Annotated in this window: 30 protein-coding genes and 1 pseudogene; 17 read left to right on the top strand and 14 right to left on the bottom strand. The window is 70.8% G+C overall.

Annotated features, from left to right (window positions below; translation table 11 throughout):
• Nucleotides 1-305: pseudogene (locus tag R6U01_RS12410) on the bottom strand (molybdopterin synthase); the annotation flags it as partial.
• A 125-nt stretch (nucleotides 306-430) separates the two neighbouring features.
• Between R6U01_RS12410 and pyrH the strand changes: the two are divergent.
• From pyrH to R6U01_RS12390, 4 genes are all read left to right on the top strand, one after another.
• Nucleotides 431-1156: a UMP kinase gene (pyrH, locus tag R6U01_RS12405; protein WP_410286762.1), complete on the top strand. Its 726-nt coding sequence runs from the start codon at nucleotides 431-433 to the stop codon at nucleotides 1154-1156.
• Nucleotides 1153-2925, top strand: coding sequence for a lysine--tRNA ligase (lysS, locus tag R6U01_RS12400; protein WP_410286761.1), 1773 nt, complete (start codon nucleotides 1153-1155; stop codon nucleotides 2923-2925). Before pyrH ends, lysS begins: the two co-directional genes overlap by 4 nt.
• Nucleotides 2926-3219 (top strand): hypothetical protein, encoded by a 294-nt coding sequence (locus tag R6U01_RS12395; protein WP_410286760.1) that lies wholly within the window; start codon nucleotides 2926-2928, stop codon nucleotides 3217-3219.
• Nucleotides 3220-3293: 74 nt separating this feature from the next.
• A complete protein-coding gene (locus R6U01_RS12390) occupies nucleotides 3294-4304 on the top strand; it encodes a sensor histidine kinase (protein ID WP_410286759.1) in 1011 nt (336 codons plus the stop codon).
• On the opposite strand, the gene R6U01_RS12385 is transcribed toward R6U01_RS12390, so the two are convergent.
• From R6U01_RS12385 to R6U01_RS12370, 4 genes are all read right to left on the bottom strand, one after another.
• Complete coding sequence (locus R6U01_RS12385) at nucleotides 4288-4422, bottom strand: hypothetical protein (protein ID WP_006114415.1); 135 nt, start codon at nucleotides 4420-4422, stop codon at nucleotides 4288-4290. The genes R6U01_RS12390 and R6U01_RS12385 overlap by 17 nt on opposite strands.
• 92 nt (nucleotides 4423-4514) lie before the next feature.
• A complete protein-coding gene (locus R6U01_RS12380) occupies nucleotides 4515-4811 on the bottom strand; it encodes a DUF5808 domain-containing protein (RefSeq protein WP_410286758.1) in 297 nt (98 codons plus the stop codon).
• Nucleotides 4812-4879: 68 nt separating this feature from the next.
• Nucleotides 4880-6598 (bottom strand): bifunctional N(6)-L-threonylcarbamoyladenine synthase/serine/threonine protein kinase, encoded by a 1719-nt coding sequence (locus R6U01_RS12375; protein WP_410286757.1) that lies wholly within the window; start codon nucleotides 6596-6598, stop codon nucleotides 4880-4882.
• 10 nt (nucleotides 6599-6608) lie between these two features.
• Nucleotides 6609-6917: a 30S ribosomal protein S24e gene (locus R6U01_RS12370; protein ID WP_410286756.1), complete on the bottom strand. Its 309-nt coding sequence runs from the start codon at nucleotides 6915-6917 to the stop codon at nucleotides 6609-6611.
• Between the two features lie 154 nt (nucleotides 6918-7071).
• Between R6U01_RS12370 and R6U01_RS12365 the strand changes: the two genes are divergently transcribed.
• Entirely contained in the window at nucleotides 7072-7659 is a 588-nt protein-coding gene (locus R6U01_RS12365; RefSeq protein WP_410286755.1) for a hypothetical protein, read from the top strand.
• Between the two features lie 48 nt (nucleotides 7660-7707).
• Here R6U01_RS12365 and R6U01_RS12360 read toward each other — a convergent pair whose 3' ends face one another.
• Genes R6U01_RS12360 through R6U01_RS12340 form a run of 5 tightly spaced genes read right to left on the bottom strand, consistent with a single transcriptional unit; the run spans nucleotide 7708 to nucleotide 10851 of the window.
• Entirely contained in the window at nucleotides 7708-8286 is a 579-nt protein-coding gene (locus tag R6U01_RS12360) for a GTP-dependent dephospho-CoA kinase family protein (protein ID WP_410286754.1), read from the bottom strand.
• 51 nt (nucleotides 8287-8337) lie between these two features.
• Nucleotides 8338-8535: a transcription elongation factor subunit Spt4 gene (gene spt4, locus R6U01_RS12355; RefSeq protein ID WP_008001262.1), complete on the bottom strand. Its 198-nt coding sequence runs from the start codon at nucleotides 8533-8535 to the stop codon at nucleotides 8338-8340.
• Nucleotides 8535-9110 (bottom strand): DNA-directed RNA polymerase, encoded by a 576-nt coding sequence (locus R6U01_RS12350; protein WP_410286753.1) that lies wholly within the window; start codon nucleotides 9108-9110, stop codon nucleotides 8535-8537. The genes spt4 and R6U01_RS12350 overlap by 1 nt, the downstream gene beginning before the upstream one ends.
• A 21-nt stretch (nucleotides 9111-9131) precedes the next feature.
• A complete protein-coding gene (locus R6U01_RS12345; protein WP_410286752.1) occupies nucleotides 9132-9605 on the bottom strand; it encodes a PIN domain-containing protein in 474 nt (157 codons plus the stop codon).
• A 1-nt stretch (nucleotide 9606) separates the two neighbouring features.
• On the bottom strand, nucleotides 9607-10851 hold the full coding sequence (locus R6U01_RS12340; RefSeq protein WP_410286751.1) for a translation initiation factor IF-2 subunit gamma: 1245 nt from the start codon (nucleotides 10849-10851) through the stop codon (nucleotides 9607-9609).
• A gap of 352 nt (nucleotides 10852-11203) precedes the next feature.
• Here R6U01_RS12340 and R6U01_RS12335 point away from each other — a divergent pair, with 352 nt between their 5' ends.
• The gene (locus R6U01_RS12335; RefSeq protein ID WP_410286750.1) at nucleotides 11204-11629 is read left to right on the top strand and encodes a DUF5810 domain-containing protein; all 426 of its coding nucleotides are present in this window, start codon (nucleotides 11204-11206) and stop codon (nucleotides 11627-11629) included.
• Between the two features lie 36 nt (nucleotides 11630-11665).
• Nucleotides 11666-12103: a DUF5809 family protein gene (locus tag R6U01_RS12330; RefSeq protein ID WP_410286749.1), complete on the top strand. Its 438-nt coding sequence runs from the start codon at nucleotides 11666-11668 to the stop codon at nucleotides 12101-12103.
• 195 nt (nucleotides 12104-12298) lie between these two features.
• On the opposite strand, the gene icd is transcribed toward R6U01_RS12330, so the two are convergent.
• The 3 genes from icd to R6U01_RS12315 form a co-directional block, all read right to left on the bottom strand.
• Nucleotides 12299-13561 (bottom strand): isocitrate dehydrogenase (NADP(+)), encoded by a 1263-nt coding sequence (gene icd / locus R6U01_RS12325; RefSeq protein ID WP_410286748.1) that lies wholly within the window; start codon nucleotides 13559-13561, stop codon nucleotides 12299-12301.
• Nucleotides 13562-13647: 86 nt separating this feature from the next.
• Nucleotides 13648-14721, bottom strand: coding sequence for a glycosyltransferase (locus R6U01_RS12320; protein WP_410286747.1), 1074 nt, complete (start codon nucleotides 14719-14721; stop codon nucleotides 13648-13650).
• Nucleotides 14722-14769: 48 nt separating this feature from the next.
• Nucleotides 14770-16362: an HTTM domain-containing protein gene (locus tag R6U01_RS12315; protein ID WP_410286746.1), complete on the bottom strand. Its 1593-nt coding sequence runs from the start codon at nucleotides 16360-16362 to the stop codon at nucleotides 14770-14772.
• Between the two features lie 127 nt (nucleotides 16363-16489).
• Between R6U01_RS12315 and R6U01_RS12310 the strand changes: the two genes are divergently transcribed.
• The 10 genes from R6U01_RS12310 to R6U01_RS12265 all read left to right on the top strand — a co-directional run bounded on the left by R6U01_RS12310 (nucleotide 16490) and on the right by R6U01_RS12265 (nucleotide 24268).
• A complete protein-coding gene (locus R6U01_RS12310; RefSeq protein WP_410286765.1) occupies nucleotides 16490-17446 on the top strand; it encodes an isoaspartyl peptidase/L-asparaginase in 957 nt (318 codons plus the stop codon).
• A 163-nt stretch (nucleotides 17447-17609) separates the two neighbouring features.
• Nucleotides 17610-18344, top strand: a complete 735-nt coding sequence (locus R6U01_RS12305) for an inorganic diphosphatase (protein ID WP_410286745.1) — start codon at nucleotides 17610-17612, stop codon at nucleotides 18342-18344.
• A 103-nt stretch (nucleotides 18345-18447) separates the two neighbouring features.
• Nucleotides 18448-19482: a 2-phospho-L-lactate transferase gene (cofD, locus tag R6U01_RS12300; RefSeq protein WP_410286744.1), complete on the top strand. Its 1035-nt coding sequence runs from the start codon at nucleotides 18448-18450 to the stop codon at nucleotides 19480-19482.
• Nucleotides 19479-20294, top strand: coding sequence for a tRNA-dihydrouridine synthase (locus R6U01_RS12295; RefSeq protein ID WP_410286743.1), 816 nt, complete (start codon nucleotides 19479-19481; stop codon nucleotides 20292-20294). The genes cofD and R6U01_RS12295 overlap by 4 nt, the downstream gene beginning before the upstream one ends.
• A gap of 14 nt (nucleotides 20295-20308) precedes the next feature.
• Nucleotides 20309-21313, top strand: a complete 1005-nt coding sequence (locus R6U01_RS12290; RefSeq protein ID WP_410286764.1) for a triphosphoribosyl-dephospho-CoA synthase — start codon at nucleotides 20309-20311, stop codon at nucleotides 21311-21313.
• Nucleotides 21310-22068: a DUF447 domain-containing protein gene (locus R6U01_RS12285; protein WP_410286742.1), complete on the top strand. Its 759-nt coding sequence runs from the start codon at nucleotides 21310-21312 to the stop codon at nucleotides 22066-22068. The genes R6U01_RS12290 and R6U01_RS12285 overlap by 4 nt, the downstream gene beginning before the upstream one ends.
• Nucleotides 22069-22161: 93 nt before the next feature.
• Nucleotides 22162-22356, top strand: a complete 195-nt coding sequence (locus R6U01_RS12280) for a 30S ribosomal protein S17e (RefSeq protein ID WP_410286741.1) — start codon at nucleotides 22162-22164, stop codon at nucleotides 22354-22356.
• A 91-nt stretch (nucleotides 22357-22447) separates the two neighbouring features.
• Nucleotides 22448-23683: a tripartite tricarboxylate transporter permease gene (locus R6U01_RS12275; RefSeq protein WP_410286740.1), complete on the top strand. Its 1236-nt coding sequence runs from the start codon at nucleotides 22448-22450 to the stop codon at nucleotides 23681-23683.
• Nucleotides 23684-23820: 137 nt separating this feature from the next.
• A complete protein-coding gene (locus tag R6U01_RS12270; RefSeq protein ID WP_092565370.1) occupies nucleotides 23821-24000 on the top strand; it encodes an HVO_2753 family zinc finger protein in 180 nt (59 codons plus the stop codon).
• Between the two features lies 1 nt (nucleotide 24001).
• A complete protein-coding gene (locus tag R6U01_RS12265) occupies nucleotides 24002-24268 on the top strand; it encodes an elongation factor 1-beta (RefSeq protein ID WP_410286739.1) in 267 nt (88 codons plus the stop codon).
• A gap of 137 nt (nucleotides 24269-24405) precedes the next feature.
• Here the strand turns inward: R6U01_RS12265 and R6U01_RS12260 are convergent, their stop codons facing one another.
• On the bottom strand, nucleotides 24406-25041 hold the full coding sequence (locus R6U01_RS12260) for a vitamin K epoxide reductase family protein (protein WP_410286738.1): 636 nt from the start codon (nucleotides 25039-25041) through the stop codon (nucleotides 24406-24408).
• Nucleotides 25042-25182: the final 141 nt, after the last annotated feature.

Below are 25182 nucleotides of genomic sequence, written 5' to 3'. Positions count from 1 at the left end.
CCGACGGCGACGAGGTAGTCGTGGTCGGGCGCGAGTCCGTCGAGGAGGTCGTCGAAGCTATCGACGCTGCCGCGGCCGGTCCACTCGCCGTCCGACGCGAGCCTCACCTCGGTGTCGGCGTCGGTCTGTCCCACCCGCGGCTCGACCGCGACGCCGCCGTCGGTGGCATCGTCCCCCCGAACCGTGTCGCCCTCGAGCCCGGCGCCGTCGACGCGATTCACGACGGCCGTCCGGCCGTCGAGCCGGTCGCAGAGCGCCGTCGACAGGTCCGCCGCGCCCGGGCCCACGATCGCTATCGGTTGCATACCCGTAGGCGGGGTGCGAGCGACATAGGCGTTTCCCGACCGTCGCCACCGAGACCGCTGCGCCGGCTTCCGGCGGCGTCCGGGCTTGATAATCCTTAAGAGCGCGACAGGGGTATGCGACGGTAATGAGAGTCGTCGTCTCCATCGGCGGGAGCGTGCTCGCGCCCGATCTCGACCCAGATCGGGTCGCCGCGTACGCCGAGGCGATCGAGCGGATTGTCGCCGACGGCTGCGAGGTCGGCGTCGTCGTCGGCGGCGGCGGCGTCGCGCGTGACTACATCCGGACGGCGCGCGGCCTCGGCGCCAACGAGGTCGAGCTCGACCAGCTCGGCATCGGCACGACCAGGCTCAACGCCCGCCTGCTGATCGCCGCGCTCGGGGGTCGCGCGAACCTCTCGCCGGCGACGGGGTACGACGAGGCCGCCGCGGCCCTCCGCCGCGGCGAGGTGTCGGTGATGGGCGGCGTCACCCCCGGACAGACGACCGACGCCGTCGCCGCCGCGTTCGCCGAATCCGTCGACGCCGACCTGCTCGTGTACGCGACGAGCGCCAACGGCGTGTACGACGCCGACCCCAACGTCGAGCCGGACGCGACGCAGTACGGATCGATGTCGCCGGCCGAGCTCGTCGACGTCGTGCTCCCGATGAGTCGGGACGCCGGCGCCTCCGCCCCGGTCGACCTGCTCGCGGCCAAGCTGATCGACCGGGCGGAGCTCCGGTCGGTCGTCCTCGACGGGACCGACCCGACCGCGGTCGTCGACGCCGTGCTCAGGGGGGAACACACCGGAACCGACGTGATCCCGACGGGCAGCGACGAGCCGACCTACTGGACGGGGGCGAGCGACGCGTGAGCGCCGACTCCGACGCGGACGCGAACGAGGAGGAGGCCGCCGGTCGACCCGACGACTCCCCGCACATCCTCTCCGCGCAGGCGCGGGAAGCCGCCGGCGCCGGCACCGCGGGGCCGGGCGAGGACGGAGACGATGCCGAAGGCGCCGACGGCGACGCCGACTTCCGCGCCTTCTGGGCCGACGTGGTCGCCGACGAGATCGAGGCCCGGGACCCCGACGACCCGATCGTGATCAAGGGCGGCGTCTCCCCCTCCGGGGTCGCGCACCTCGGCAACTTCAACGAGATCATGCGGGGGTACTTCGTCGCCGCGGTGCTCCGCGAGCGCGGCCACGAGGTCCGGCAGGTGTTCACCTCCGACGACAAGGACCCCCTCCGCAAGCTCCCCCGGAAGCTCGCGAACGCCGACGGCGAGATCGTCGGCCTCGGCGAGGTCGACGCCGGCGCGCTCGGCCGCAACCTCGGGAAGCCGTACACCGCGATCCCGGACCCGTTCGGGGAGCGGGAGTCGTACGCGGCCCACTTCGCCGCCCTCCTGCAGGCCGACGCCGACCGGCTGGGCGTTCCGGTCGAGATGATCTCGAACACGGAGCTGTACGCGGACGGCGACTTCGACGACGTGACCCGGACGGTGCTCTCCGACCTGACGGGCGTCCGCGAGGTGCTCTCCGCGTATCAGGACAAGGTCGACGACGAGTACGTCCCGTTCAACCCGATCTGCGCCGAGTGCGGCAAGGTCACGGAGACGGTCACGGCGGTCGACCTCGAGGCGGAGACCGTCGACTACGCCTGCACCGACATGGAGGTCGGCGACGAGGTCATCGACGGCTGCGGCCACGAGGGGACCGCCACGTTCCGCGAGGGGAAGCTCCCGTGGCGACTGGAGTGGCCCGGGCAGTGGGACGTGCTCGGCGTCGACTTCGAGCCGTTCGGCAAGGACCACGCGGAGGGGTCGTGGCCGTCCGGGGTCGACGTCGCGCGTAACGTCCTCGGGATCGAACCGCCCGTCCCGATGGTGTACGAGTGGTTCACGCTCAACGGGGAGCCGCTCTCCTCGTCGGCCGGTAACGTCGTCACCGTGCCGGAGCTGCTGGAGCTGCTCGAACCCGAGGTGCTCCGCTACTTCTTCGCGCTCCACCCGAAGAAGGCCCGCGACCTCGACATCGAGCGGCTCGACCAGCTCGTCGACCGGTTCGATCGGTTCGAGCGCGCGTACTTCGGCGAGGTGGACGACGAGGACCTGACCGCCTTCGCCGAGCGCGCGTACCCGTTCGTCGTGGATCGCGCCGACGACCCGCCCACGGAGAAGCCCGTCAGGCTCCCCTACACGTTCGCGGCCGTCCTCGGGATGGTCGACGACCCCGACTTCCGCGAGCGGCTCGCCCGCGACGAGGGGCACATCCCCGAGGACGCCTCCCCGGCGGTCGTCGAGGCCGCGCTCGCTCGGGTCGAGCAGGCGCGCAACTGGGCCGAGCGCACCGAAAACGAGTACGATTACCGGCTCCAGACGGACCTGCCGGACGCCGAGTTCGACGACGACGTGGCCGCCGCGCTCGACGACCTCGCGGACTTCGTCGCCGCGGGCCACGACGGCGACGCCATCCAGGCGGAGATGTACGAGACGGCGCGCGCGCACGACGTCGACGTCGGCGACTTCTTCGCGGCCGGCTACCGCCTCTTCTTCGACGACACGCAGGGGCCGCGGCTCGGCGAGTTCCTCGGCGAACTGGAGCGCGACTACGTCGTGGCGCGCCTCCGGCGGGAGGCGTGAATGCCCGAGGACCGTTCGCTGGACGAGTTCGCGGTCCCCTCCGCCGAGGAGGAGGGCGACGCCACCGAAGATGACGGCGCGGGCGACGCCGCCGAAGACGCGGTGGCAGACGACGGCGCGGGCGACGTCGCCGGGGAAGCGACTGTAGACGACGGCCCGGACGACGCCGACCCCGCGGTCCCGACCGCGACGTGGACGACGGACGGCGTTCCCTGCGATCGGTGCGGCGAGCCCGTCGCGCGACGATGGCTCGACGACGGTGACCTCGTCTGTGGCGCCTGTAAGGAATGGTGACCGCGGCCAGATTTAAGACGCCTCGCACGGTCGTTACTTACGATTGAGATCATCTGAGGTTTATAAACAGTGTTATGAAATTTTTCTCCGACCGGATTTACGACCGCTCGCCGCGCGGACTCGCCGTGGGGTTCCTCTGTGCGGGGGCGCTGTTCGTGCTGGCGGTCGACGTGGCGATCGTCGCCGCCACCGGCGACGCGACCGCGTGGACTCCCACCCGCCTCGCGAGCGGGTGGACCCTCGTCGGCGTCTCCTCGTTTTTTCTCCATGGCGCGCTGCGCTACCACCGACGCCGGGCGGAGTCGGCTCGACGAGAGCTCGAGACCTCCAATCAGCAGCTCCAAGTCCTGAGTCGGGTGTTCCGACACAACATCCGGAACGATCTCAACGTCATTCGCGGGTACGCCGACCTGCTCTCTACCCGAGTCGACGACGAGCGAAGTCGAGAGTGCTTGGAGACCATTCAGGAGACGACCGACGACGTGGTCGAGATAAGCGAGAAGCTGCGCGTTATCGAGGAGGCGTCGCCCGATCCGCCCGAGGGCCGGATCGATCTGGTCGAAACCGCCCGGGACGCGGCCGGGGACGTCGACGGGCCGGACGTGACGATCACGGTCGACTCACCCCCTGAGGCGTGGATCCGCGCGGACCGTTCGGTCGAGTATCCCGTCCGGGAGGTGTTCGAGAACGCGGTCACGCACAACGACGGCTCGACGCGGCGGGTCGACGCGCACATCGAGGTTGACGGGGCGAAAACCTGCCTAGAAGTCCGGGATAATGGCCCGGGGATCCCCGCGGACGAGCGAGCGGTGTTGCGCGCCGAACGGGAGACGCCGCTCTCGCACGCGAGCAGCATCGGCCTCTGGCTCGTCAAGTGGATGTGCGAGACGCAGGGGGGCACCGTCGGGTTCGAGACGACTGACGACGGCACGACTGTCAGACTCCGGTTCGAGTCCGCGGACCCGGGAGTCGAGAAGGCGGAAGAACGAGCCGGGCCGGCGGAAGGGCAGCCGAGCTACGGGACCGACGGAGGCGCCGGTGGCGGGTCTGCCGCTGAAGACGAGTCGGTCAGTCGAGCTCCGTGATCGTCACCGCGTACACCGCTCCGCAGTTGCCACACTCCACGTGGACGCCGCGACTCGTCTCCCCGCGCGTGAACTCGGAGATCTCCTCCGAGCACGAGCATTCGAACTGGACTTTCATTGTTCCATTTACGTAGTTCCGGTATTTAAAACACCCACTCTCGAAAATCGATCGTGAGAATCCGCCGTCGTCGACGGTCCCCGTCGCCGGAGTCAGTCGCCGTCGACGATCACTTCGACGGGGCCGTCGTCGTCCGACTCCCCGCTCTCCCCGCTCTCGCCGCCGGTTGCGGCCGACTGGGTCTGCTGGTAATAGAGCCCCCCGGCGACCGCGAGGACGATCCACGAGCGCCAGTTCGCGAGGTTCAGCGTGTAGCCGATACCGAACGGCTTCTCCACCAACATTCCCTTATCCGGCTGCCAGTACGACGCGAGGAGCCGACCGAGGCTCGGCCGCTCGAAGTTGTACGGGATCCCGAGTATCTCTCCCGAGGACGGTTTGTCTGCCATACGTGGCATATCACCCGCTGGGCATATAAATCGTGGCGGGACCGGGGACGCGTCACGACCGGCGCCGACTACCGGTACCGTCCGCGCCCTTCGACCTCGCGCAGTCGGTCGAGGACGGCGCTGTCGCCGACCTCCGCGTAGCCCGCCTCGAACGCCTCTATCAGCCGCTTCGGGTCCGTCGCCGTCGCGCGCACGGACCCCTCGAACACGTGGAGGTCCATCGCGTGGTCCTCAACGTGACCGGAGTGATAGGCGAGCCCGAAATCGATGAGGGTCGTTCGCGCGTCGTCCTCGGCCGCGCCGCGCCCGTCGGGGCCGCCCGCGCTCGACTCGCCCCCAGTCGAGCCCTCGATCCGCGCGTTTCGCGTCGTCGGGTCGCCGTGGACGATCCCCTCCCGGTGGAGCCGCGCGAGGTGGTGACCGAGGGCGGCCGTCCACCGCACGTCGAGGTCGGCGGCGAGGTCGCGGTCGCCGACGTGCTGCAGCGTCAGCGTCGCCGCCCCCACGTCGACGTCGTACACCAGCGGCGTCGGCACGCCCGCCCGCCGCGCCTCGCTCGTCAGGCGCGCCTCGGCGACGGTTCGGTCGCGCCTGAGCGTGCGATCCAGTTCGGGGTGACGGTAGCCCTTCGGGACCCGCCGCTTCACCACCCGGCGCTCCGATCCGTCGTCGCCGTCGGCAGCCGCGACGACCTCCACGGTCGCCTCCGCGCCGCGCCGATCGGCGTCCCCGCCGTCGCGCTTCTCGTCCCATCGGTCGCGGGCGATCGACGCGTCGCCGTCGCGCCACGTGACGGGCACTTGATCCGGCCGGAAGTTCGGATCGATCGCCGACTCCGCGATCGGGATCGTGTCGCCCGCCGCGGCCATCTCCGCGCCCAACACCGCGATCATCCCCGCGTTGTCGCGGAGGAACCGCGGCTCGGGCGCGTGGAAGTCGGCGCCGCGGGCCGCGCACATCGCCGCCAGCATCTCGCGGAGCCGGTCGTTCTGTGCGACCCCGCCGCCGAGGACCAGCTCGTCCGCGCCGGTCAGCGAGAGCGCCCGTTCGGCGACCTCCGTCAGCATCGCGAACACGTGCTCTTGCAGCGAGAAACAGATCTCCCCGACCGGTACCCCGTCGTCGAACGCGTCGTTGGCGGCGGAGCTGATGCCCGAAAAGGAGAAGTCCATCCCCTTGACGACGTACGGCAGGTCGAGCAGTTCGGCGTCCGGCTCCCGATCGGCGGCCGCCTCCGCCGCCGCGGCCTCCACCTTCGGCCCGCCGGGGTGATCCCAGCCGACGTGGCGCGTGAACTTGTCGATCGCGTTGCCGACGCCGGCGTCCATCGTCTCGCCGAGCACGCGGTACCGGCCGTCGTGGTAGCCGAGCAGGTGCGCGTTCGCCCCGGAGGCGTTCAGACACACGGGGTTCTCGAACCCCGACCGGTGGCGACCGATCTCCAGGTGCGCCACCATGTGATTGACACCGATGAGGGGGACGTCGAGCGTCCCGGCGAGCGCCCGCGCGGCAGTGCCGACGATCCGGAGACAGGGGCCGAGCCCGGGTCCCTTCGAGAAGGCCACCGCGTCGACCGCGTTCGGGCCGTGCTCGCCCTCGGCGGCCGTCAGGACCGCGTCGACGACCTCGGGGATCGCCTCGGACATGTGCTCTGCGGCCTCTCGCGGGTGAATGCCGCCGCTGTCCGGCTCGTAGGGATCAGATTCGATGAGAACTGAGTCGGTCTCGGTGTCGTACAGGGCGGCGCTCGCACACCACGCGGTCCCCTCGATGCCGAGAACGCGCATCCGACGGGGGCTAGGCCTCTTCGGCGTCCGTGTCACCCTCGCTACCGATCTTGTTGCGTTCGAGCATGTACTCCTGTTCGACGTCGAGCGCGTCCTCGGCGGAGTCGTACACCTTCGCGTAGCCGACCGTCTTGCGCATGCCGAACTTCGTGTCAAGCTCGTGGACGACGACCTCCTCCGAGGCCTTGTCCAGCTTTGCCGCGAGCGAGTCGCGGACCGAGAGGCGAGAGGGGGTCGCCTCCTCGTGGGTCGTCTCGAATCGGATGTCCGTGCGGTGCAACATCGGGTTCTCCTCCTCGGAGATGATATCGACGTCCATGGTTCAGTTACGCGTATATCCCCTCGAAAGCTGTAAAAGGATTTCGAAGCGGGGGTGCGGCCGGAACGACCCGCTCACGCTCTCGATCTGCGGTCCGTCGCCGACCTCCACGCCGGGGGCACGGTTTAGTTCGAGCGGAACGAACATCAACTAGATGTCCGGGGACACGGAGTCGTTCGTCGAGCCTGCCACGCGAACCAAATACGACCTGCTGCGGTCGAAACACGTCATCGTCCCGCTGTCTCTCCAGCGGAAGCTCCACGTGTGCGGTCTCATCGCGCTGCTGGCGGCGCTCGTCGGGCCGATCGTGGCGACACTCCCCGTCCCCGTCCGAGAGATGTACTTCGCGGGCGACCCGACGACGACCCGACTCGGGGCCGTCGCGGCCGTGCTCATCGGCACCGTCGCGCTGGCGGCCGCGGTCGTCGGATTCACCGCCGTCGCGCTGTACCTCGACCGTCACCCGGATCCGCCGGAGTCCCGGGTGTGGACGCTGATCGCCGCCGAAGACGCGGCCTCGGCGTTCGGTTTCGTCACCGGAACGCTGGGCGTCGTCTCCGGCGACGCGCTCCTCGCGAGCGGCCACTGGGGGACCGGTGCGGTCCAGCGACTGATCGGCTTCGGGATCCAGCCGTACCTCGTGTACGAGGCGTTCCCGGCCACGCCGCGGACCGTCGCCGTCGTCGGGCTCGTCGTCGGTCTCGGCGCGCTCGCGTCGAGCGTGTACGTCGGCTCTCCGTGACCCCGGCCTCGGAGCGAACCGAACGAACTCGGCGCACCCGACCGCCGGCTACCCGCGGTCTTCGGGGACGCGCCCGATGGCCTTGTAGGCCCCGTCGACGTCGCCCTCGAGCGCCTCGAACAGCTCTCGCGCCTTCGCGCGGGACTCCGACGTGACGGCGACGCGGACCATGCCCTCGTCGGGCTGACCGTAGACGACGCTCGCGCCGTCGGGAGCGGCGAGGATCGCCGGCAGGGCGGCTAAGTCCTCCTCGCCGGTCACCTCGATGATGACCGGGTCGGCGTCCGAGAGCGCCTCGGCGAGCGCCTCGAGCAGGTCCGCCGACAGCGACGCGGCGGGGTTCTCCACGGCGATCCGGCGGTCGTCCGCGGCCGCGAGCGCGGACTCGATCTCCGCGCCGACCGCCTCGCGCTCGGTCTTTCCGTCGATGAGCGCGACGTCGGGCACGCGGCCCGCCTCCCGGAGGTGGTACGTGACCACGTCGCCGACGGCGATGAGGGGAGCGTCGGGCGCGGCCCGATCGCCGCGGGTCCCCGCCGCGTCAGCGAGCAGTTCGTCGGCGTCGGTCGTCACCGGACCGAGCGGGTCCTTGAACGCGTCGCGCAGGGAGTCTGGAAGAGTGAGCATGTGGTGTGAGCGATCCTTCGGCCTCTCGACCGTAAACCCCGTCGACGGCGACTACCGGACCTTCAGCGCGTACGAGCCGGCCTTCGTGACGTTCATTTCCTCGGCGATCTGGCTCTCCTCGGGCTTCGTGATGATGACGTAGCCCGCCCAGTCCTCCGTCAGCGACGACGACCCGCAGTGCTCGCAGGTCTGCGAGTCGGGGTCGTTGACGTGGTGGCACTCACGGCAGGCGAGGCGGTCCTCCGCCATCAGTCGGCCTCCTCACCGGTCTGTTCGCGGTGCAGCCGCTTCCCCTCCAGCCACTCGTGTTTCCCGAGCCCCGGCTGTTTCGCCGTGAGCCCGATCTTCGAGTCGCGGGGGTTGCGCTCGTCGATGCTCTTCGTCACGACGCGGACCCGGACGGCGTCGTCCACGCCGAGGGTCTTGTCGGAATCCGACGAGGCGAGCTGCTGGTTCGCCCCGTCGAACGTGAGGTACTCGTCGGTGATCTGCGAGACGTGGAGCAGCCCGTCCACCGGTCCGATCCCGACGAAGGCGCCGAACTCGACGGTCTCGACGACCGTCCCGTCGGCGACCTCCTGCATGTCGGGGTCGTACGTCAGCGCGTCGAACTCGGCCTCGTAGTAGACGCCGGGGCGGTTGTGTAACACCGCCCCCTCGCCGATGTCGTGGACCTCGATGACGCTCACGACGCTGCCGACGTCCTCGTCCATTCGTCCTTCCAGTTTGTCTTGAAGCAGGGCTTTCACCCGCTTGTCGGTGACGTCCGCCAGGTGTTTCGGCGGTACCTCGACCGTATCCTTGAGTCGAACTCGTTTGTACATGTTCTTGGTTGTCCGCGTCCGCTAGGGTTCCGTTATCGCCAGTGCGTTCCGACCCCTTAAACCGATTACTGGTGCGCCCGCCTCCAGCACTCGGTTCGCCAGCGGTCGATCGTTGGTGACGACGCCGTCGACCCGGCCCTCGGTGACCAGTTCGACCAGCGCGTCGTCGGCGTACGATGCTGCCGTCTCCACCGTCTCCGCCCGCGTCGCGAGGTCCGCGCCCACGCTCGCCGCGGTCGCCGCCTCGCCGTGCCCGCCCTGCAGCCGGTCTAACTCCGAGATGACCGCCGTCGGGACGACCGCCTCGTACGCGCCGAGGAGGCGGTCGAGCTCCTCGAACAGCCGCAGGTTCGCCTCGACCGGCGCCATCAGCGCGCTCGCGTCGAGCGCGACGACTGGGGCGCCTCGCGCCTCGCTGTCGTCCGCGAGGTCCTCGCGACGGGCGTCGCCCGCGTCGGTCGACTCCGAGCCGTCTGCGCGGGCGCCGTCGGTCACGCTACGAGAGCGTCCCGACGCCGATCAGTCGCCAGCGGGAGCCGACGCGTCGGTTGATCGCGATCTGTGCGCCCTCCTCCGCGCAGACGGGGCGCTTGAGGCTCACCTCGCACTCGCCGTCGCGCGCGCTCGTCACCGCGCCGACCGTCGTCGCGGTGCCGACCGTGAGCATCAGGGGCTCGCCGGTGCTGATCTCCTCGATGTCGCTCTCGCCGCTCTCGTCGTCCTCCTTGCCGACGACGCGGTCGAGCAGATCCACCTGCATCTCGAACTCGTTGCGGGTCGGCGGGAGCGTGCCGGGCTCGCCGGCGACCTGTCCGGCGAGCGCGTCGCCCTTGGTCAGGCTCGGGTCGAGGCCCGTGCCGACGCCGAGCAGGCCGCCCGGGCGCGCGGACTCCACGTCTCGGCTGCCGGCCTGCAGCGAGCGGACGGTCGTTTCGAGGGGCCGCCACTCGGTCTGGCCCTCCTCCTCGACCTCGCGGCCCGGGCGGATCTCCAGCCCGTCGCCGACGGAGAGCTCCCCGCTGACGAGCGAGCCCCCCACGACGCCGCCCTTGAGCTCCGCGGCGGTCGCGCCCGGACGGTTGATGTCGAACGAGCGCGCCGCGTACATCCGGGCGCTCTCGCCGGGGTCGCGGTCGGGGGTCGGGATCTCCGTCTCGATCGCGTCGATGAGCAGGTCGAGGTTGACCTCCTGCTGGGCCGAGACGGGGACGATCGGCGCGCCCTCCGCGACGGTGCGCTCGACGAACTCCTGGATCTGCCGGTAGTTGTCGACCGCGCGGTCGCGGTCGACCAGGTCGACCTTGTTCTGCGCGATGACGATGTTCTCGATCCCGATGAGATCGAGCGCCATCAGGTGCTCTTCCGTCTGCGCCTGCGGGACGTCCTCGGTCGCGCTGACGACCAGCACGGCCCCGTCCATGATCGAGGCGCCGGAGAGCATCGTCGCCATCAGCGTCTCGTGGCCCGGAGCGTCGACGAACGAGACCGTTCGGAGCGGCTCGCTCTCGGACCCGTCCTCGCACTCCTCGTCGACGGTGTAGCACTCGGGCGCGTCGACGCCGGGACAGCGACGGAACGTCGCGTCCGCGTACCCCAGTCGGATCGAGATACCGCGTTTCATTTCCTCGCTGTGCTGGTCGGTCCACGAGCCGGACAACGCCTGCACGAGCGTCGTCTTCCCGTGGTCGACGTGACCGACGAGACCGATGTTCACCTCCGGTTGTGTGTTGGCTTCAGTCACTGTTGGACCTCCTAACGGAGCAGTCTTACCGGAAATTCGCTCCGTGCGAGTGATAAAGTTGCTGTTATAGTGGCGACAGGGGCTCCGCGCGGCGCGCCCCGACGCGAGGACGCGACGCGGATTCCCGACCGCGACGACGACGGTGGTTTATAAGCCGGTGTCCGGTGCGGTGGCGTCGCCGGCGGCCATGCCGCCGGCTGCCAGCGGCGCGAAGCGCCTCGCTACTGCGAGTCGTCGCGGCTGGGGCTTTGGAGGTGTTCGGCGCCGACCCGTACTCAATCACATATATATAGTACCCTCGTCGGAATCGTTCGACGCCGATTTACGCCTCACGCGCCAACTCGGGCGCACAATGGGATACGCGTGCCCCGTCTGCGAGACCCCTCAGCGCGACGGCGAACACCTCGCGCACCACCTCGCGTTCACGGCGATGCTCCACGGCGACGACCACGAGGCGTGGCTCGACGAGCGCGTCCCCGACTGGAGCGAACGGGATCCGGCCGGGCTCGCCGCCGAAGTGACTCCCCACGCCGAGACGGCCGAGTACCACGAGGTGTTCGAGGACACCGCCGACCGTGGTCGGCCCGACGTCGACCTCGGTGACCACGACCACGCCGCGGGCGGCGGTCCAGGCGCGGTCGGCTCGACCGGCGAGACCGATCCGGAGGTGACCGAAGCGATCCGCGAGGCCCGCGAGATGGTGCGGGAGGCGGGCGGCGACGATGACGACGAGAGCGACTCGACCGCCAGCGACGCCGCCGCCGACCCGTCCGCGTAGCGGAACGCCCTTTTCAGCCGGTGCCGAAGACGGCGTATGCACACCAGAGGGACGTTCGCTCCCGAGACTCGCGCCGACGCGCTCGAAACCTACGAGGAGGTCGGCCCGGTCGCGCAGGTCGTCGTCCGCGAGGCGACGAAGGCGATGGAGTTCGACGCCGACGAGTACGACGAGCGGGTCACGCCGGAGGTCATCCGAACCGCCCGCGACGCCACGTTCGCCGAGCTGCTCGCGGTCCACGTCGGCGACGAGGACGAGTTCGACGCGTGGCTCGCCGACAGCGAGTTCGACGCGGACGACGTGGTCCGGATCGGCTCCGACAACGTCGACAACCTCGTGTGGCACCCGATCCCCTTCGCGGACACCGTGGTCGCGGCGACGTTTCAGAACGAGCCCGACGCGGCCGCCAGCACCCTCCGCCGGAACGCGTTCGGTCGGGTCTACCGCGAGGAGTTCTACGAGTCGGGTCGGTAGGGTCCCAGCGGTCCTCGCCCCGGCGCCGCGGCTCGGCGTCGGAGCGGAGCAGGGCAAAAAACGATGCGAGACGAAGCGCGCGTTTACGCGAGTTCGTTTATGTTCCCGGAAATCGGAGATTTCCGGGCGCACGAAGAACTGTCTACGACAGTTTTTCAATGTCTCCGGCGCCAGCCGGAGGCTCGAAAAGCTCGCCTAAGCGAGCTTTTCGATGTTCTCGACGACGGCGTCGGCGAACTCGCTGGTGGCGAGCTTCTCGCCGCCCTCGATCTGGCGGTGGAGGTCGTAGGTGACCTTCCCGGAGGAGATGGTCTCCTCGACGGCGTCGCGCACGAGGTCGGCGGCGTCGGACCAGCCGAGGTAGTCGAGCATCTCGCGGCCGGAGAGGATCATCGCGGTGGGGTTCACCTTGTCCTCGCCGGCGTACTTGGGCGCGGAGCCGTGGACGGGCTCGGCGAGACAGCGACCGTGACCGCGGTTGATGCCGGGCGCGATGCCGAGGCCGCCGATCTGCGCGCCGGCGGCGTCGGACATGTAGTCGCCGTTGAGGTTCATCGTCGCGATGACGGAGTACTCGTCGGTGCGGGTCAGCAGCTGCTGGAGCATGTTGTCCGCGATGCGGTCCTTGACGACGAGGGTGCCGTCGGGCCGCTCGCCGTCGTGCTCCTCCCAGAGCTGGTCCTCGGTGATGACGTCGTCGCCGTACTCCTCCTCGGCGACCTCGTAGCCCCAGTCGCGGAAGGCGCCCTCGGTGAACTTCATGATGTTCCCCTTGTGGACGAGCGTGACCGAGTCGCGGTCGTTCGCGAGCGCGTAGTCGACCGCCTCGCGGATGAGGCGCTTCGAGCCGAACTCGGAGATGGGCTTGACGCCGATGCCGACGGGGCCGTCGTGGATGACGTCGGCGACCTCCATGTCCTGTTCGAGGAAGTCGCGTACCTGCTCGGACTCGTCGGTGCCGGCCTCCCACTCGATGCCGGCGTAGACGTCCTCGGTGTTCTCCCGGAAGGTGATCATATCCATCTCCTCGGGGCTCTTGACGGGCGAGGGGACGCCGTCGATGTAGTAGGTGGGCCGGACGTTCGCGTACAGGTCGAGCGTCTTGCGGAGCGCGACGTTCAGCGAGCGGAACCCGGCGCCCACGGGGGTCGTCAGCGGGCCCTTGATCGCGACGCGGTGGTCGCGGATCGCGCTCACGGTGTCCTCGGGGAGGTTCTCGTCGTACATCTCCCGAGCGCTGCCGCCCGCGTAGACGCGCATCCACGCGATGGACCGACCGGTCGCCTCGGCGGCCGCGTCGAGCACCTGCTGTGCGGCCGGCCCGACGTCGGTACCGATCCCGTCGCCGTGGATGATCGGGATGATCGGGTTCTCGGGGACGTTCAGCTCGCCGGTCTCCTCGTCGGCGAGCGTGATCGCCTCGCCGTCGTCGGGGACGTCGACCTTATCGTAGCTCATGAACGTTCGTGGATTCCGGTGGCGGCTTAAAGTGCCTGCCGCTTTCGGCGTGAGCGCCTCGCTCGCAGGCTTTGCCGGTTTTTGGCTCAGACCGGCTCGACGCCCACGTCGAACATCGAGCGCCACCGGTAGCGCCGGCCGCCCCAGACGAACGTCCGCCGCGTGAGCGCGTACGCGAGCAGTATCGGAGCGACGACCGCTCCCGGAGCGGCGAGCAGGAACGTCGCCCGCCGGATCCCGAATCGGGCGTAGGTCGCGCCCGAGAGCGCCGTGACGAACGCCGCCCCCGCGACCGGTGCGAGCAGACACAGCGTCGCGAGGCCGACCGAAAGGGCGACGTTGAACGCGGTCACCGCCGGCGCGTGGTGCCGCGTGATCTGCAGGAACCGGACGAACCGCTCCAGCGACCCCCGCAGCGACCCGCCCGCGGCGACGGTCCGAGTTCGGTCGACGGCGCTCACGTCGAGGTGCTCGGCGAGGGTCCCGTCGTCGCTGACGGTCCGGCGGAGGTCAGCGAGGAGCGCGTCCTCGTCGAGGTCGTCCCGCTCGAAGACGACCGCGCCGCCCCACGCGATCCCGCCCCGTGAGACCGGGAGCGTCCCGCCGATGACGTACGCCGGCTCGAAGAACCGACCGAGCGGGTCGGCCCCGACGAACACGGGAATCTCGGTGGTCGGTCCCTGTCGCTCGTAGTCGGCGTTGAGGGCCGCGAGCCACTCCGGGGGGTGGTGGAAGTCGTCGTCGGTCCAGACGATCCGGTCCCCTCCGGCCGCCTCCGTCCCGGCGGCGATCGCGTTCGCCTTCCCGGAACAGCCCTCGGGCTCGCCGGCGAGGACGAGCCGGACCCCGTCGGGGAGCGCGTCGGCCGCTCCGCCGTTAGCCCCTCCGTCGTCGGCCGCTCCGCCGTTAGCCCCTCCGTCGTCGGCCGCTCCGCCGTTAGTCCCTCCGTCGTCGGCCGCTCCGCCGTTAGTCCCTCCGTCGTCGGCCGCTCCGCCGCCCCCGTCTCGGCGCTCGGCGACCGGGTCGTCGTCGGTGTCACAGATCACCAACAGCTCGTCGCCGTCGCCCAGCTGGGCCGCCACCTCCGAACACGCCTCGGTCCAGCGCACCGTCGGGAGGAGCACCGACGTCGGCGGGTGCGGGCGTTCGCTCGCGGTCATACCGAACGCTTCGGGCGGTCGATTCATAAACGGTCAGTCGCCCTCCGCCTATCGCGACCGACACTCGCTCGTTCCGATCTTCCGAACGCGCGTCTCTCCGCCCTCCGTCACGTCGGTCTCGACCGTCGAGACGGTCACCGACGTGGCGTCGCCGACGGCGTTCCCCGCCGGCCGATCGCAGAGGTGCGCGAGGAGCGCGTCGACGCGGACGGGCGCTTCGTCGCCCGCTAGCAGCGTGAGGTACTTCCGCCAGCGCGCGTCGGGGTACGTCCGCGCGTCCGAGGGGGGTCTGTCGGCCGCGACGGGGTCGCCGTACAGCGCGTCGACCCGGTCGCCGTCCGCGGTCGTCGCCGTCGCGAGGACGAGCGCGTCCGTCGTGGGCGGGTCGGGCGCGAACATGGTCCAGCCGCTCTCGGCGGGGTCCGCGGCCGTCTCGACGGGTCCGGGCGCGTCGACGAGCCCGAGCGCCATCCCGTTCCACGCGATCAGCGACGCGAGGAGGACGGCGGCGACGACGGCGGCGGCGCGCTCGCGGGTCGCTCGGTCCGGCACCCCGGCGCAGCCCTTCGGGACGCGGCCGTCCGGACCGTCCACGGCCGGCCCGCCGAGGGTCGACCCCACCGATCGGCGGAGTCGCTCGCGCGTCGGGCCGGCGACTCCCTCCACGCGGTCCCAGACGAACGGCGGGAAGAACGGAAGCAGGGCGGTCGCCGATATCAGCGGGAAGACGCCGATCTGGAGCGCGAGCGTCATCGAGAGGTGCGCGGCGAGCAGGCCCCCCGCGACCGCCGCCCGGACCCGTCCGGCGGACGCGACGAGCAGCGGCGACGCGACGAGCAGCGCGAGCCAGCCGTAGGTGGCGGTCGCCAGCAGCGCCGGCGCCTCGGGCAGGTGTCCGCCGAGCGGGCCGTGGAGGTACGTGAGGCGGAACACCCGCTCGACCGCATCGCCCCGCGGCCACGCCGTCCCGCGGAGCTTCTCGACCGCGTTCGCGACGTAAACGACGAGGACGACGGCCAGCAGCAGCGCCGAGGCGGGACCGACGAACCGGTCCTCGTCCGCTCGTTCGCCCCCGCGGGTCGTCGCGTCGGGCGGGGCTCGGCCGCGCGCGGCGTCGACCGACCAGCGGGCGCCGAGCGGACAGAGCAGTCCGGCCCCGAGCAGCTGCCAGAGCAGCGTGTCGCCCGCGTTGAGCGCGAAGGGGTTCCGCGCCTGCAACGACGCGAGCAGGAGCAGCGAGACCGCGGTCGCGAGCCGAGTCCGGTGGCCGAGCGCGAGCGCGACGGCGGCGACCCCGGCGACGAGGAACAGCAGCGAGACGGCCCACGTCGCGCCGGAGAGCGCGTGTAGCGAGAGGCGGGCGCCGAGCGGGTACGCCTCCGCGAGCGCCGCCCGGGGGAGCACGCCCGCGTCGGTATAAAACGCCGTCAGGTTCCGGGCGCGCAGCCCGAGGTCGACGAGGAGGACCGTCCCGAGCGCGATCCGAAACGCCGCGAGGGCGCGGCGGTCGACCCCGAGGCGGGCTCGAACCGCGGTCCGGGGGCGGCGGCGGAACGCGACTCGGTCGGTCGGTTCCTCGCCGGGGCGACGCTCGGGCTCGGTGAGGGCGTCCCCGTCGGCGCGTTCCCGGTCGTCGTCCACGGTGGTGGCGACTCTCCGAGGAGCGGAAATAGGTCTTGCGGCGGCGGACCGCGGAGGGTCGTCGTTCCGGTTTCCGGACCCTTATGCGGCCGCCGCGGAACCTTCGCGTATGCCACAGCGACCCACGATGCGCGTCGTCGTCCACGGCGGCGCCGGCGGCGCACCGGACGAGCCCGCGCCGAGACAGGCGGTCCTCGACGAGGCGGCCGAGCGCGGCGCCGACGCCCGAACGTCCCTCGACGCGGTCGAGGCGGCGCTCGCGCCGCTCGAATCGAGCCCTCGGTTCAACGCCGGCGTCGGCGGCGCCGTCCAGTCCGACGGCGCCGTCCGCACTGACGCGGGCGTGATGACCTCGGACCGGGAGGTCGGCGCGGCGTGCTCGATGCCGGGCGTCGAGCACGCCGCGAGCGTCGCCCGCGTCGTCCACTCCGAGACGCCGCACGTCTTCGTCTCGGGCGAGCACGCGGTCGACCTCGCCGCCGACTTCGGGGTCGAGACCGGCGTGGACCTGCTCACCGACGAGACGCGGGAGCGGTACGAGGCGGAGGACCCGCCGCGGGGCGGCCCCCGCAAGCACCTGGACTGGCTCGCGACGCGGTTCGGGTCGGGGAGCGGTCAGGCCGGCGGAGAGTCGGAGGACGAGGAATCGGGGGGCGAGAGAGAGAGCGGAGGCGACGACGGGACCAGTGACGACGGGAAGCGCGGCGCGCCCGACCACGACACGGTCGGCGCGGTCGCGACCGACGGCGAGACGTTCGCGGCGGCGACCTCTACGGGCGGGCGGTCGTTCGCGCTCGCGGGCCGCGTCGGCGACGTGCCGCAGGTCGGCTCGGGGTTCTTCTGCACCGAGGCCGGCGGCGCGAGCGCGACGGGGGCCGGCGAGGACATCGCGCGCGTCACGCTCTCGCGGCGGGCCGTGGGGTATCTGGACGAGGGGCTCGGCGCGCAGGAGGCGGCCGACCGGGCGATCGAGGAGTTCGAAGAGATCACCGGATCGGGAGCGGGCGTGATCGTCCTCGGCGACGATGGGGCCGGGAGCGCGTTTAACACGGACGGGATGCAGACGAGCGTTGTACATGAGTAGTCGCTGACGTGGTCAGCGACCCACGATTGAAGTCGTGGGCTCCTGCCTCATCCGTCTGTGAAGACGGGCAGAGATAGCTCTCCACATCGGTACGTCCCATAGTTTATTCATATATACATATATTATAAAAATTCAATAATATAATATTCCTGGATTTAGTCGCATGGCAGATGACCTACGCGGACTGTCACCGTCGGGGCCCCGGCGCTCGTTCCTCGCGGGCGTCGGAAGCCTCGCCGGTCTGTCGGCAGTCGAGGGCGCAGCGGCCTCGGCGGACGGCGAAGCGCACGCGAACCACGGCGAATCCGACTCAATGAACCACGAACCCATGAACCTGATCGACGGTGTCGAACAGAACGACAACTTCCCGCAGACTGCCACGGTCGTCGACGAGATTCCGAAAGGAGAGCAGATCAAGTACGAGTATCGAAAAGATATCCCGGGCTTCATCCTCGACCGCGCGCTGTACAGTTCGGTCGTCTACCCGGGTGACTACGGCTTTTTCACGCGGACAGCGGGGGGCGACGGTGACCCTCTCGACTTCTTGGCGCTGACCCAAGACGGTCTGTTCACAGGCTGTATCTTCGACCTTCGGCCAGTTGCCGTCATCCGTGCGACTGATACGGGCGAGAAAGACGACAAGATCGTCGGGGTCCCTGCCGATGACCCGCGGTTCAACCATATCGAGGGTCGAGAGGACATTCCAGAACACCAAAAGGACGTAATCGAGGAGTTCTTCCGCACCTACAAGAACCTCGAACCCGACGACGCCGAGATGGTGATCGAGGGTTGGGACACGGGCGACGCCGCCTACGACCTCCTCGAAGAGGGACACCAGAATTGGAGTGACCTCCAACGGGGGAACGGCAACGGAAAGGTAGCGGGCGAGAACGCCTGATCGGAACGATATCAAGCGTTCCTGTTCAGTTTCACTCACATCCTGACCTGCGTCGTCGCCCGCGGAGGCGAGGATACAAATCCGCCCGCCGCCTTGCCGGCGTATGGTCACGTTCCTCGCCGGCGGCACGGGGACGCCGAAGCTCCTCGACGGGGCGACCCGCGTGTGGGACCCCGCGGAGATCGCGGTCGTCGCCAACACGGGCGACGACGTCGAACTCGGCGGTCACCTCGTCTGTCCCGACGTCGACACCGTGCTGTTCGCCGGCGGCGGCGTCCTCGACCGCGAGACGTGGTGGGGAATCGCAGACGACACCACCGCGACCCACGAGGAGCTGCGCCGTCTCGCGGACGAGGTCGGGCTCGGGACAGCCCCTCACTACCTCGCCGCCGAAGCGCAGACGGCGGGCCGTGAGATCGCCCGCTGGCGGCGGTTCTCCGGGGTCGGCGAGTTCATGGAGATCGGCGACCGCGACCGCGCGGTCCACGTCACGCGCACGAGCCTACTCGACGAGGGCCGCACGCTCACCGAGGTCGTTCGCACCCTCGCCGACGCGTTCGACCTCGACGTCGAGCTCCTCCCGATGTCCGACGACCCGGTCGCGACGCTGATCCACACCGCGGACGGCGAGGCGCTCCACTTTCAGGAATACTGGGTCGCGCGTCGGGCCGAACCGGCGGTCGCCGACGTGGAGTTCCGCGGCGCGGAGGACGCCGAACCGACCGACGCCGTGCTGGACGCCCTCGCCGACCCCGTCGTGATCGGACCGTCGAACCCGGTGACGAGCGTCGGCCCGATGCTCGCGCTCCCCGGGTTCGAGGCGGCGCTGTCGGCGACCCCCGTCGTCGCGGTCTCGCCGTTCGTCGGCGACGAGGTGTTCTCCGGCCCGGCGGCCGACCTGATGGCCGGCGTCGGCCGCGACCCCTCGACCGCGGGCGTCGCCGCAGCGTACCCGTTCGCCGACGCGTTCGTCCTCGATACGGACGACCCGACCGAGATCCCCGAGCGTCGCGTCGAGCGCACCGACACGCGGATCGACGACGCGAGCGACGCCGAGCGCGTCGCCCGGGCCTGCGAGCGCGCGCTGGCGGCGGTGACGGACGGAGAGCCGGAAGCGGACGCGGAGGTGACGGAGTGACGGCGAGCGGAGACGGGGAGCCGCGCCCGTTCCTCGTCGCCGCCAGTCTCAGCGGCGCGGCCGACGCCGACTGGGCGCGCGCCGCGGCCCCGCACGTCGATGCCGCAGTCCTCGGCGGGGTCGCGCTCGACCCCGTGAGCCGGGCGGCCGCGCGCGACCTCGTCGCCCGTGGGCGCTCGGAGTTCCTCCCCGACGACCCGATCTGTTGGATCGACCGCGGGTTCGCCGCGCTCGCCGACGCGCCGGTCCGTCCCGGTGTCAACGTCCGGAGCGCGACCCTCGAACCGGTGCGCGAGGCGGCCGCGGTCTGTGCCGACCGCGACGCGGTCTGCGAGGTCAACGCCCACTGCCGGCAGCCGGAACTCCGTGCCGTCGGCTGCGGCGAGTCCCTGCTCCGGGAGCCCGATCGGCTGGCCGACTACGTCGCTGCCGCTGCCGAAACCGGTGCGACGACGAGCGTGAAGGTCCGCGCCGAGGTCCCCGGCGTCGACCTCGTCGCCGTCGCCGACGCGGTCGCCGAGGCGGGGGCGGAGTGGTTCCACGTCGACGCGATGGACTCGGAGCGCGTCGTCGCCGAGGTGACGGGCGACACCGCGCAGCCCCGCGCCGACCTCACCGTAATCGCCAACAACGGGGTCCGGGGTCGCCGGACGCTCGCCGAGTACGCCGCCCACGGGGCCGACGCCGTCAGCGTCGGGCGGCCGACCGAACGCCCCGCGGAACTCGCGCGCGTCGCCGAGGCGGTGCGCGCGTGGCGCGAGGGGGAGCTGCCCGCCGGCGAGCCGCCGGACCGATCGGAGGCGTCGCCGTGACGCCGGACGACACCGTGACCGGACGGACGGGCGACCGCGAGACCGGGCGCGGGACCGACCGCGACCCGGTCGACGACGCGACGCTCGCGCTCCTGCTCGAAGTGGCCGGCACCCCGAAACCCGGCAACGTCGACCGCCGCCGAGACCTGGGCGACCTCCGGTTCGAGTCGTTCCTCGGCGGGGCGGTCGGCGCCCGCGCGGGGCTCGAACTGGCCGCGGACGGGGAGGCGCCGATCGGCGACGCCTTCGAGTGCGCGGTGGCGGGGATGGCCGACCGGGCGGGGACGAACACCCAGTTCGGCTGCCTGCTGCTGCTCGGTCCGCTGCTGCGCGCGACCGTCGCGGGTCCGCCCGCGGACGACGCGTCCCCTTCGGTGGACCTCGACTCCGACGCCGTCGACCGGGTGACCCGCGACACCACCGTCGCCGACGCGGTCGCGTTCTACCGCGCGTTCGAGCGCGTCGATGTCGCGGTCGCGGACCCGCCCGCGGACGCGACGGAGCTGGACGTACGCCGCGGGAGCGACGCGGCGCCGACGCTCCGCGATCGGGAGCTGACGCTCCGGGACGTGATGGCGATATCGGCCGCCCCGGACGACCCGGACCGCGTCCCCGACCGCAACGCGCAGGAGTGGGTCGAGGGGTTCCCCCGGACGTTCCGCGCCGCCGAGTGGATCCGCACCGACGCGGGGCCGCTGACCGACCGGGCCGCGCGGGCGTTCCTCGGCCTGCTCGCGGCCGAGCCGGACACGCTGGTCGCCGCGACCCACGGCCCCGAGACGGCCCGCGAGGCGAGCGCCCGTGCCGCCGCGCTGCTCGACGGGGTCGATGCGGGTCCGGACGACGTCGGCGACGTCGACGAGATCGGCGCCGACGCGGTCCACGGGGCCGACCTCGACGCCGCGGAGGCGCTGGCGACGGCGTTCGTCGACGAGGGGATCAACCCCGGGACGACCGCGGACCTCACCTGCGCGGCGCTGTACGTCGCGCTCCGTCGCGGCGCGGAGGTGGCGCCGTGAGCGACGACGCGCACGAGGGGGACGTCGAGGACGCCGCCTCCGCCCCCGACGGCTGGCCGGTCGCGCTCCGGGGCGTCACCGAATCGGTCGTGACGACGCTCGGCCCGAACGACCGCTGGAACGTCGCGGCGCTCGGGCTCCACGCGCCGGCCGGACCCGGCGACCTCGTGACTGCGCGGACGTACGGACGCACCCGCACGTGGCGGAACTTCACCGAGCGCGGCGGCGGGGTGGTCCAGTTCACGACGGACCCACGGACGTTCGTCGAGGCGGCGCTGACGGTCCGCGAGACCGACGATCCCGTCCTCGAAACGGCCGACGCCTGGGTCGAGGTGACCGTCGAGGAGGTCGGCAGCGAGACCGAGGGCGACACCACGATCCGGACGTGGGCGCTCGACCCCGCCGAGAGCGCGGTACGCCGGGAGCGCGTGCCGACGATCAACCGCGGGTTCGGCGCCGTCGTCGACGCGACGGTGGCCGCCTCGCGGCTCGACGTGCCCGGGTTCGACACGGCGGAACTGCTCGACCGGCTGGCGTACTACGCGGACGTCGTCGACAGATGCGGGGGTCCCGCCGAGCGCGAGGCGTTCGCCCGGATCGACGAGGCGACGGGCTGGCGAGCGCTCGCGGCGGCGGAGGGGGACGAGGGGGTGCGAGGCGGAGGTGACCGGGAGCGAGGCGGAGGTGACCGGGAGCGAGACGGAGGCGACCGGGAGCGAGACGGAGGCGACCGAGACGGCGACGCCGACTCCTGACCGATCCCGCGCGGCTCGTCCGGTGCGATACCGCCTCCGGGCCGTTCGCGGCGTAACGAACCCTTTTAGTTCGGCCCGGCGGTATCGCTCGGTATGGCCATCAAACCCAAGTATATCAAGCAGCTCGGGAACGTCCTGCTGGAGCGGTATCCCGACTCGTTCAACACGGACTTCGAGACGAACAAGGAGAGCGTCACGGCCCTGACCACCGTCGAGTCGAAGGGCGTCCGCAACCGGATCGCCGGCTACGTCACCCAGAAGAAGGCGCAGGCGGCCCGGAAAGCGTAATCGGGTTCGAGTTTTCGACCGTTCTCTGTGAGCCGCAGCGGCGGCTCTCTTCCCCGCCGTTTATCACCGAAGCCGCGGCCACCTCGCCGCGATGGACGCCCTCGTTCGCCCGGTCGTCGACCCCACGTTCGCGGCCGCGGCGCTCGCGTTCCTGGCCGGGGGCGCGGCACTCGGGACCGCGAGCGGGCTCGTCCCGGGGCTCCACGCCAACAACTTCGCGCTGCTGCTCGCGGGGCTGGCTCCCTCGATCCCCGCCGATCCGCTGCTCGTCGGCGTCGCGATGCTCGGCGCGGGCGTGGTCCACTCCTTCCTCGACATCGTCCCCGCGCTCGCGCTCGGCGTGCCCGACGCGGCGACGGCGGTCGCGGCGCTGCCGGGCCACAGGCTCGTGATCGCCGGCCGCGGCCGCGAGGCGATCCGGCTGTCGGCGGTCGGCTCCGGGCTGGCGGTCGCGCTCGCGGTCCCCCTCGCCGTGCCGATCACGTGGGTCATGGTGCGCGGCTATCCGACGGTGCGGGCGCACCTGCCGCTGCTCCTCACCGGCGTCGTCGCGTTCCTCGTGCTCACTGAGTCGTCGAAGCGAGCCGCAGTCGGCGGGTTCGCGGCGTTTCTCGCGAGCGCCGCCCTCGGGGTCGCGACCCTTGACGTCGACCCCGCGGCGCCGCTCGCCGCCGGCGGCGTCCTCGCCCCGCTGTTCGCGGGGCTGTTCGGCGCGCCCGTGCTCCTCGACGCGCTCGGCGGCGAGGGCGTCCCGCCGCAGGCCGACGCACGGATCACGATGTCCCCCCGCGACCTCGGTGTGAGCGCCGGAGCCGGCTCGCTCGCCGGCGCGGTGGTCGGCTACGTCCCCGGCGTTTCCGCCGCCATCGCCGCCGTCGCCGCGCTGCCCGCGATCCCGCGATCGGAGGGCGACCGCGGATTCGTCGTCGCCACGAGCGGCGCCAACACGGCGAACACGATATTCGCGCTGTTCGCGCTCGTCGCGCTCGGCACGCCGCGGACGGGCGTCACGGTGGCCATCGACCGCGCCGAGGTCCCCTTCGCGCTCCCCGTCCTCCTCGTCGCCGCAGGCACCGCGGCGGCCTGCGGGTTCGCGCTCCTGCTGCTCGTCGGTGACGCCTACCTCCGCGTCGTCGGAAACACCGACTACACCCGCCTGTCGCTGGGCGTGCTGTCGCTGCTCGCTGGCGTCTCGTTCCTGTTTGCCGGGCCGTTCGGCGTCGGCGTCTTCGTCGTCGCCGGCGCGCTGGGGCTCGTCCCCCCTCGCCTCGGCGCTCGACGCGTCCACCTGATGGGCGTGCTGATCGGCCCGCTGATGCTCGGGTGAGCACTCGCTCCACCTCCCGGCCAATCCCTCGTTTCGCGGGCCGCACGCGCGAGCGCCGCGGTACCGCGTCACGGTCTACCGCCCGCCGTCGGGTGCAAAGAACAACGGTTAAAAGTCGCGCGATGGTGGTTCTGTGTATGAGCGAGAGTGAAACGCAGGGCACCCGACAGTGTGTCTCCTGTGGTATTCAGGTGGCCGGTATGAACGCCGCGCGGTTCTCCTGCCCGGACTGCGGGGCGACGATCCACCGGTGCGCGAAGTGCCGGAAGCAGAGCAACCTCTACGAGTGTCACGACTGCGGCTTCCGAGGGCCCTAATATGGGAGACGTCGCCGCCAAGATCAAGGTGATGCCGAACAGTCCCGAAGTCGACCTCGACGACCTACAGGACCGACTGGAGGAGTCGCTCCCGCAGGGCGCGAAGATCCGCGGCTTCCAGCGCGACGACGTCGCGTTCGGCCTCGTGGCCCTCCTGCCGACCGTCATCGTCCCCGACGGCGCGGGCGGCACCGAGGCGGTCGAAGAGGCGTTCACCGACGTCGAGGGCGTCGAGTCCGTCGCCGTCGAGAACGTCGGTCGCCTCTAACGCGGTCAAACCGTTCCGTTTCTGTTCTCTGTACGTCGCTAGAGATCTCGTTATCGACCGGCGCGTGCGGGATATCGGTCGTGCCCGTCGGCGAGCGTCGTCGAAGGGACGGAAATCGCGTGCCGATCTACCGGCGCCTACGCGAAGGGGACCGGCTCCGGAAGCGGAAGCATCGGGACGATGAACATCGCGGCGATCGTCGCCAGCCCGATCATGACCGGGAACGCGACGAGCGCTCGGTTCGTGCCCGCGAGGACGTCGGAGACGTCTGCCATCATCTCGCCGAGCGACGGGGTGTCGCTGCGCGAGAGGATCAGCAGTTCGAGGGTGAACAGGATCACCGTCGCCGCGGCCGACATCATACAGAACGGGCAGATCGCGCCGATCACCTCGAGCTGCAGGTAGACGAAGTACGCCGAGAAGCCGACGCCGGTCGCCGTGACGGGCGTCAGGATCTTGACGACGAGCGGGTGACGGGTGTCGAACCACCAGAGCGCCAGCGCGATGGTCGTCAGGTAGTAGAACGCGCCGAGCGTGGCCAGCGGGACGCCGAAGACGTACGCCCACTGACTCGTGATGACCTGTATGCTGCCGGCCACCTGTGCGTCCGCCGGAATTGCGGGGATCGCGAACATGTGTATCGCAGTCAGTATGGTACTTACGAGCCATCCCATCACGGCCACACCGGTGAACGCGGCGAACAGCGTCGCAGTACGCGGCGCGTATTCCCAGTCGTAGTCGAATCGGTTCGCGGTTTCGGTCAGAGCTGCCATACACACTTGTGTGACCTGCACAATTTTAACTATTGTGGTTTATCCACAATACTACCGGCAACTTCGGCCGAAGTCAGTCAGCGAGCTGATGGAAACGATAGACGACGAGGCGACGAGGGAGATGGGAACGCCAAAAATAGT

This window comes from Halorubrum sp. (genome assembly GCF_046498025.1).
GTDB lineage: Archaea > Halobacteriota > Halobacteria > Halobacteriales > Haloferacaceae > Halorubrum.
This window is presented reverse-complemented; position numbering and strand designations above follow the sequence as displayed.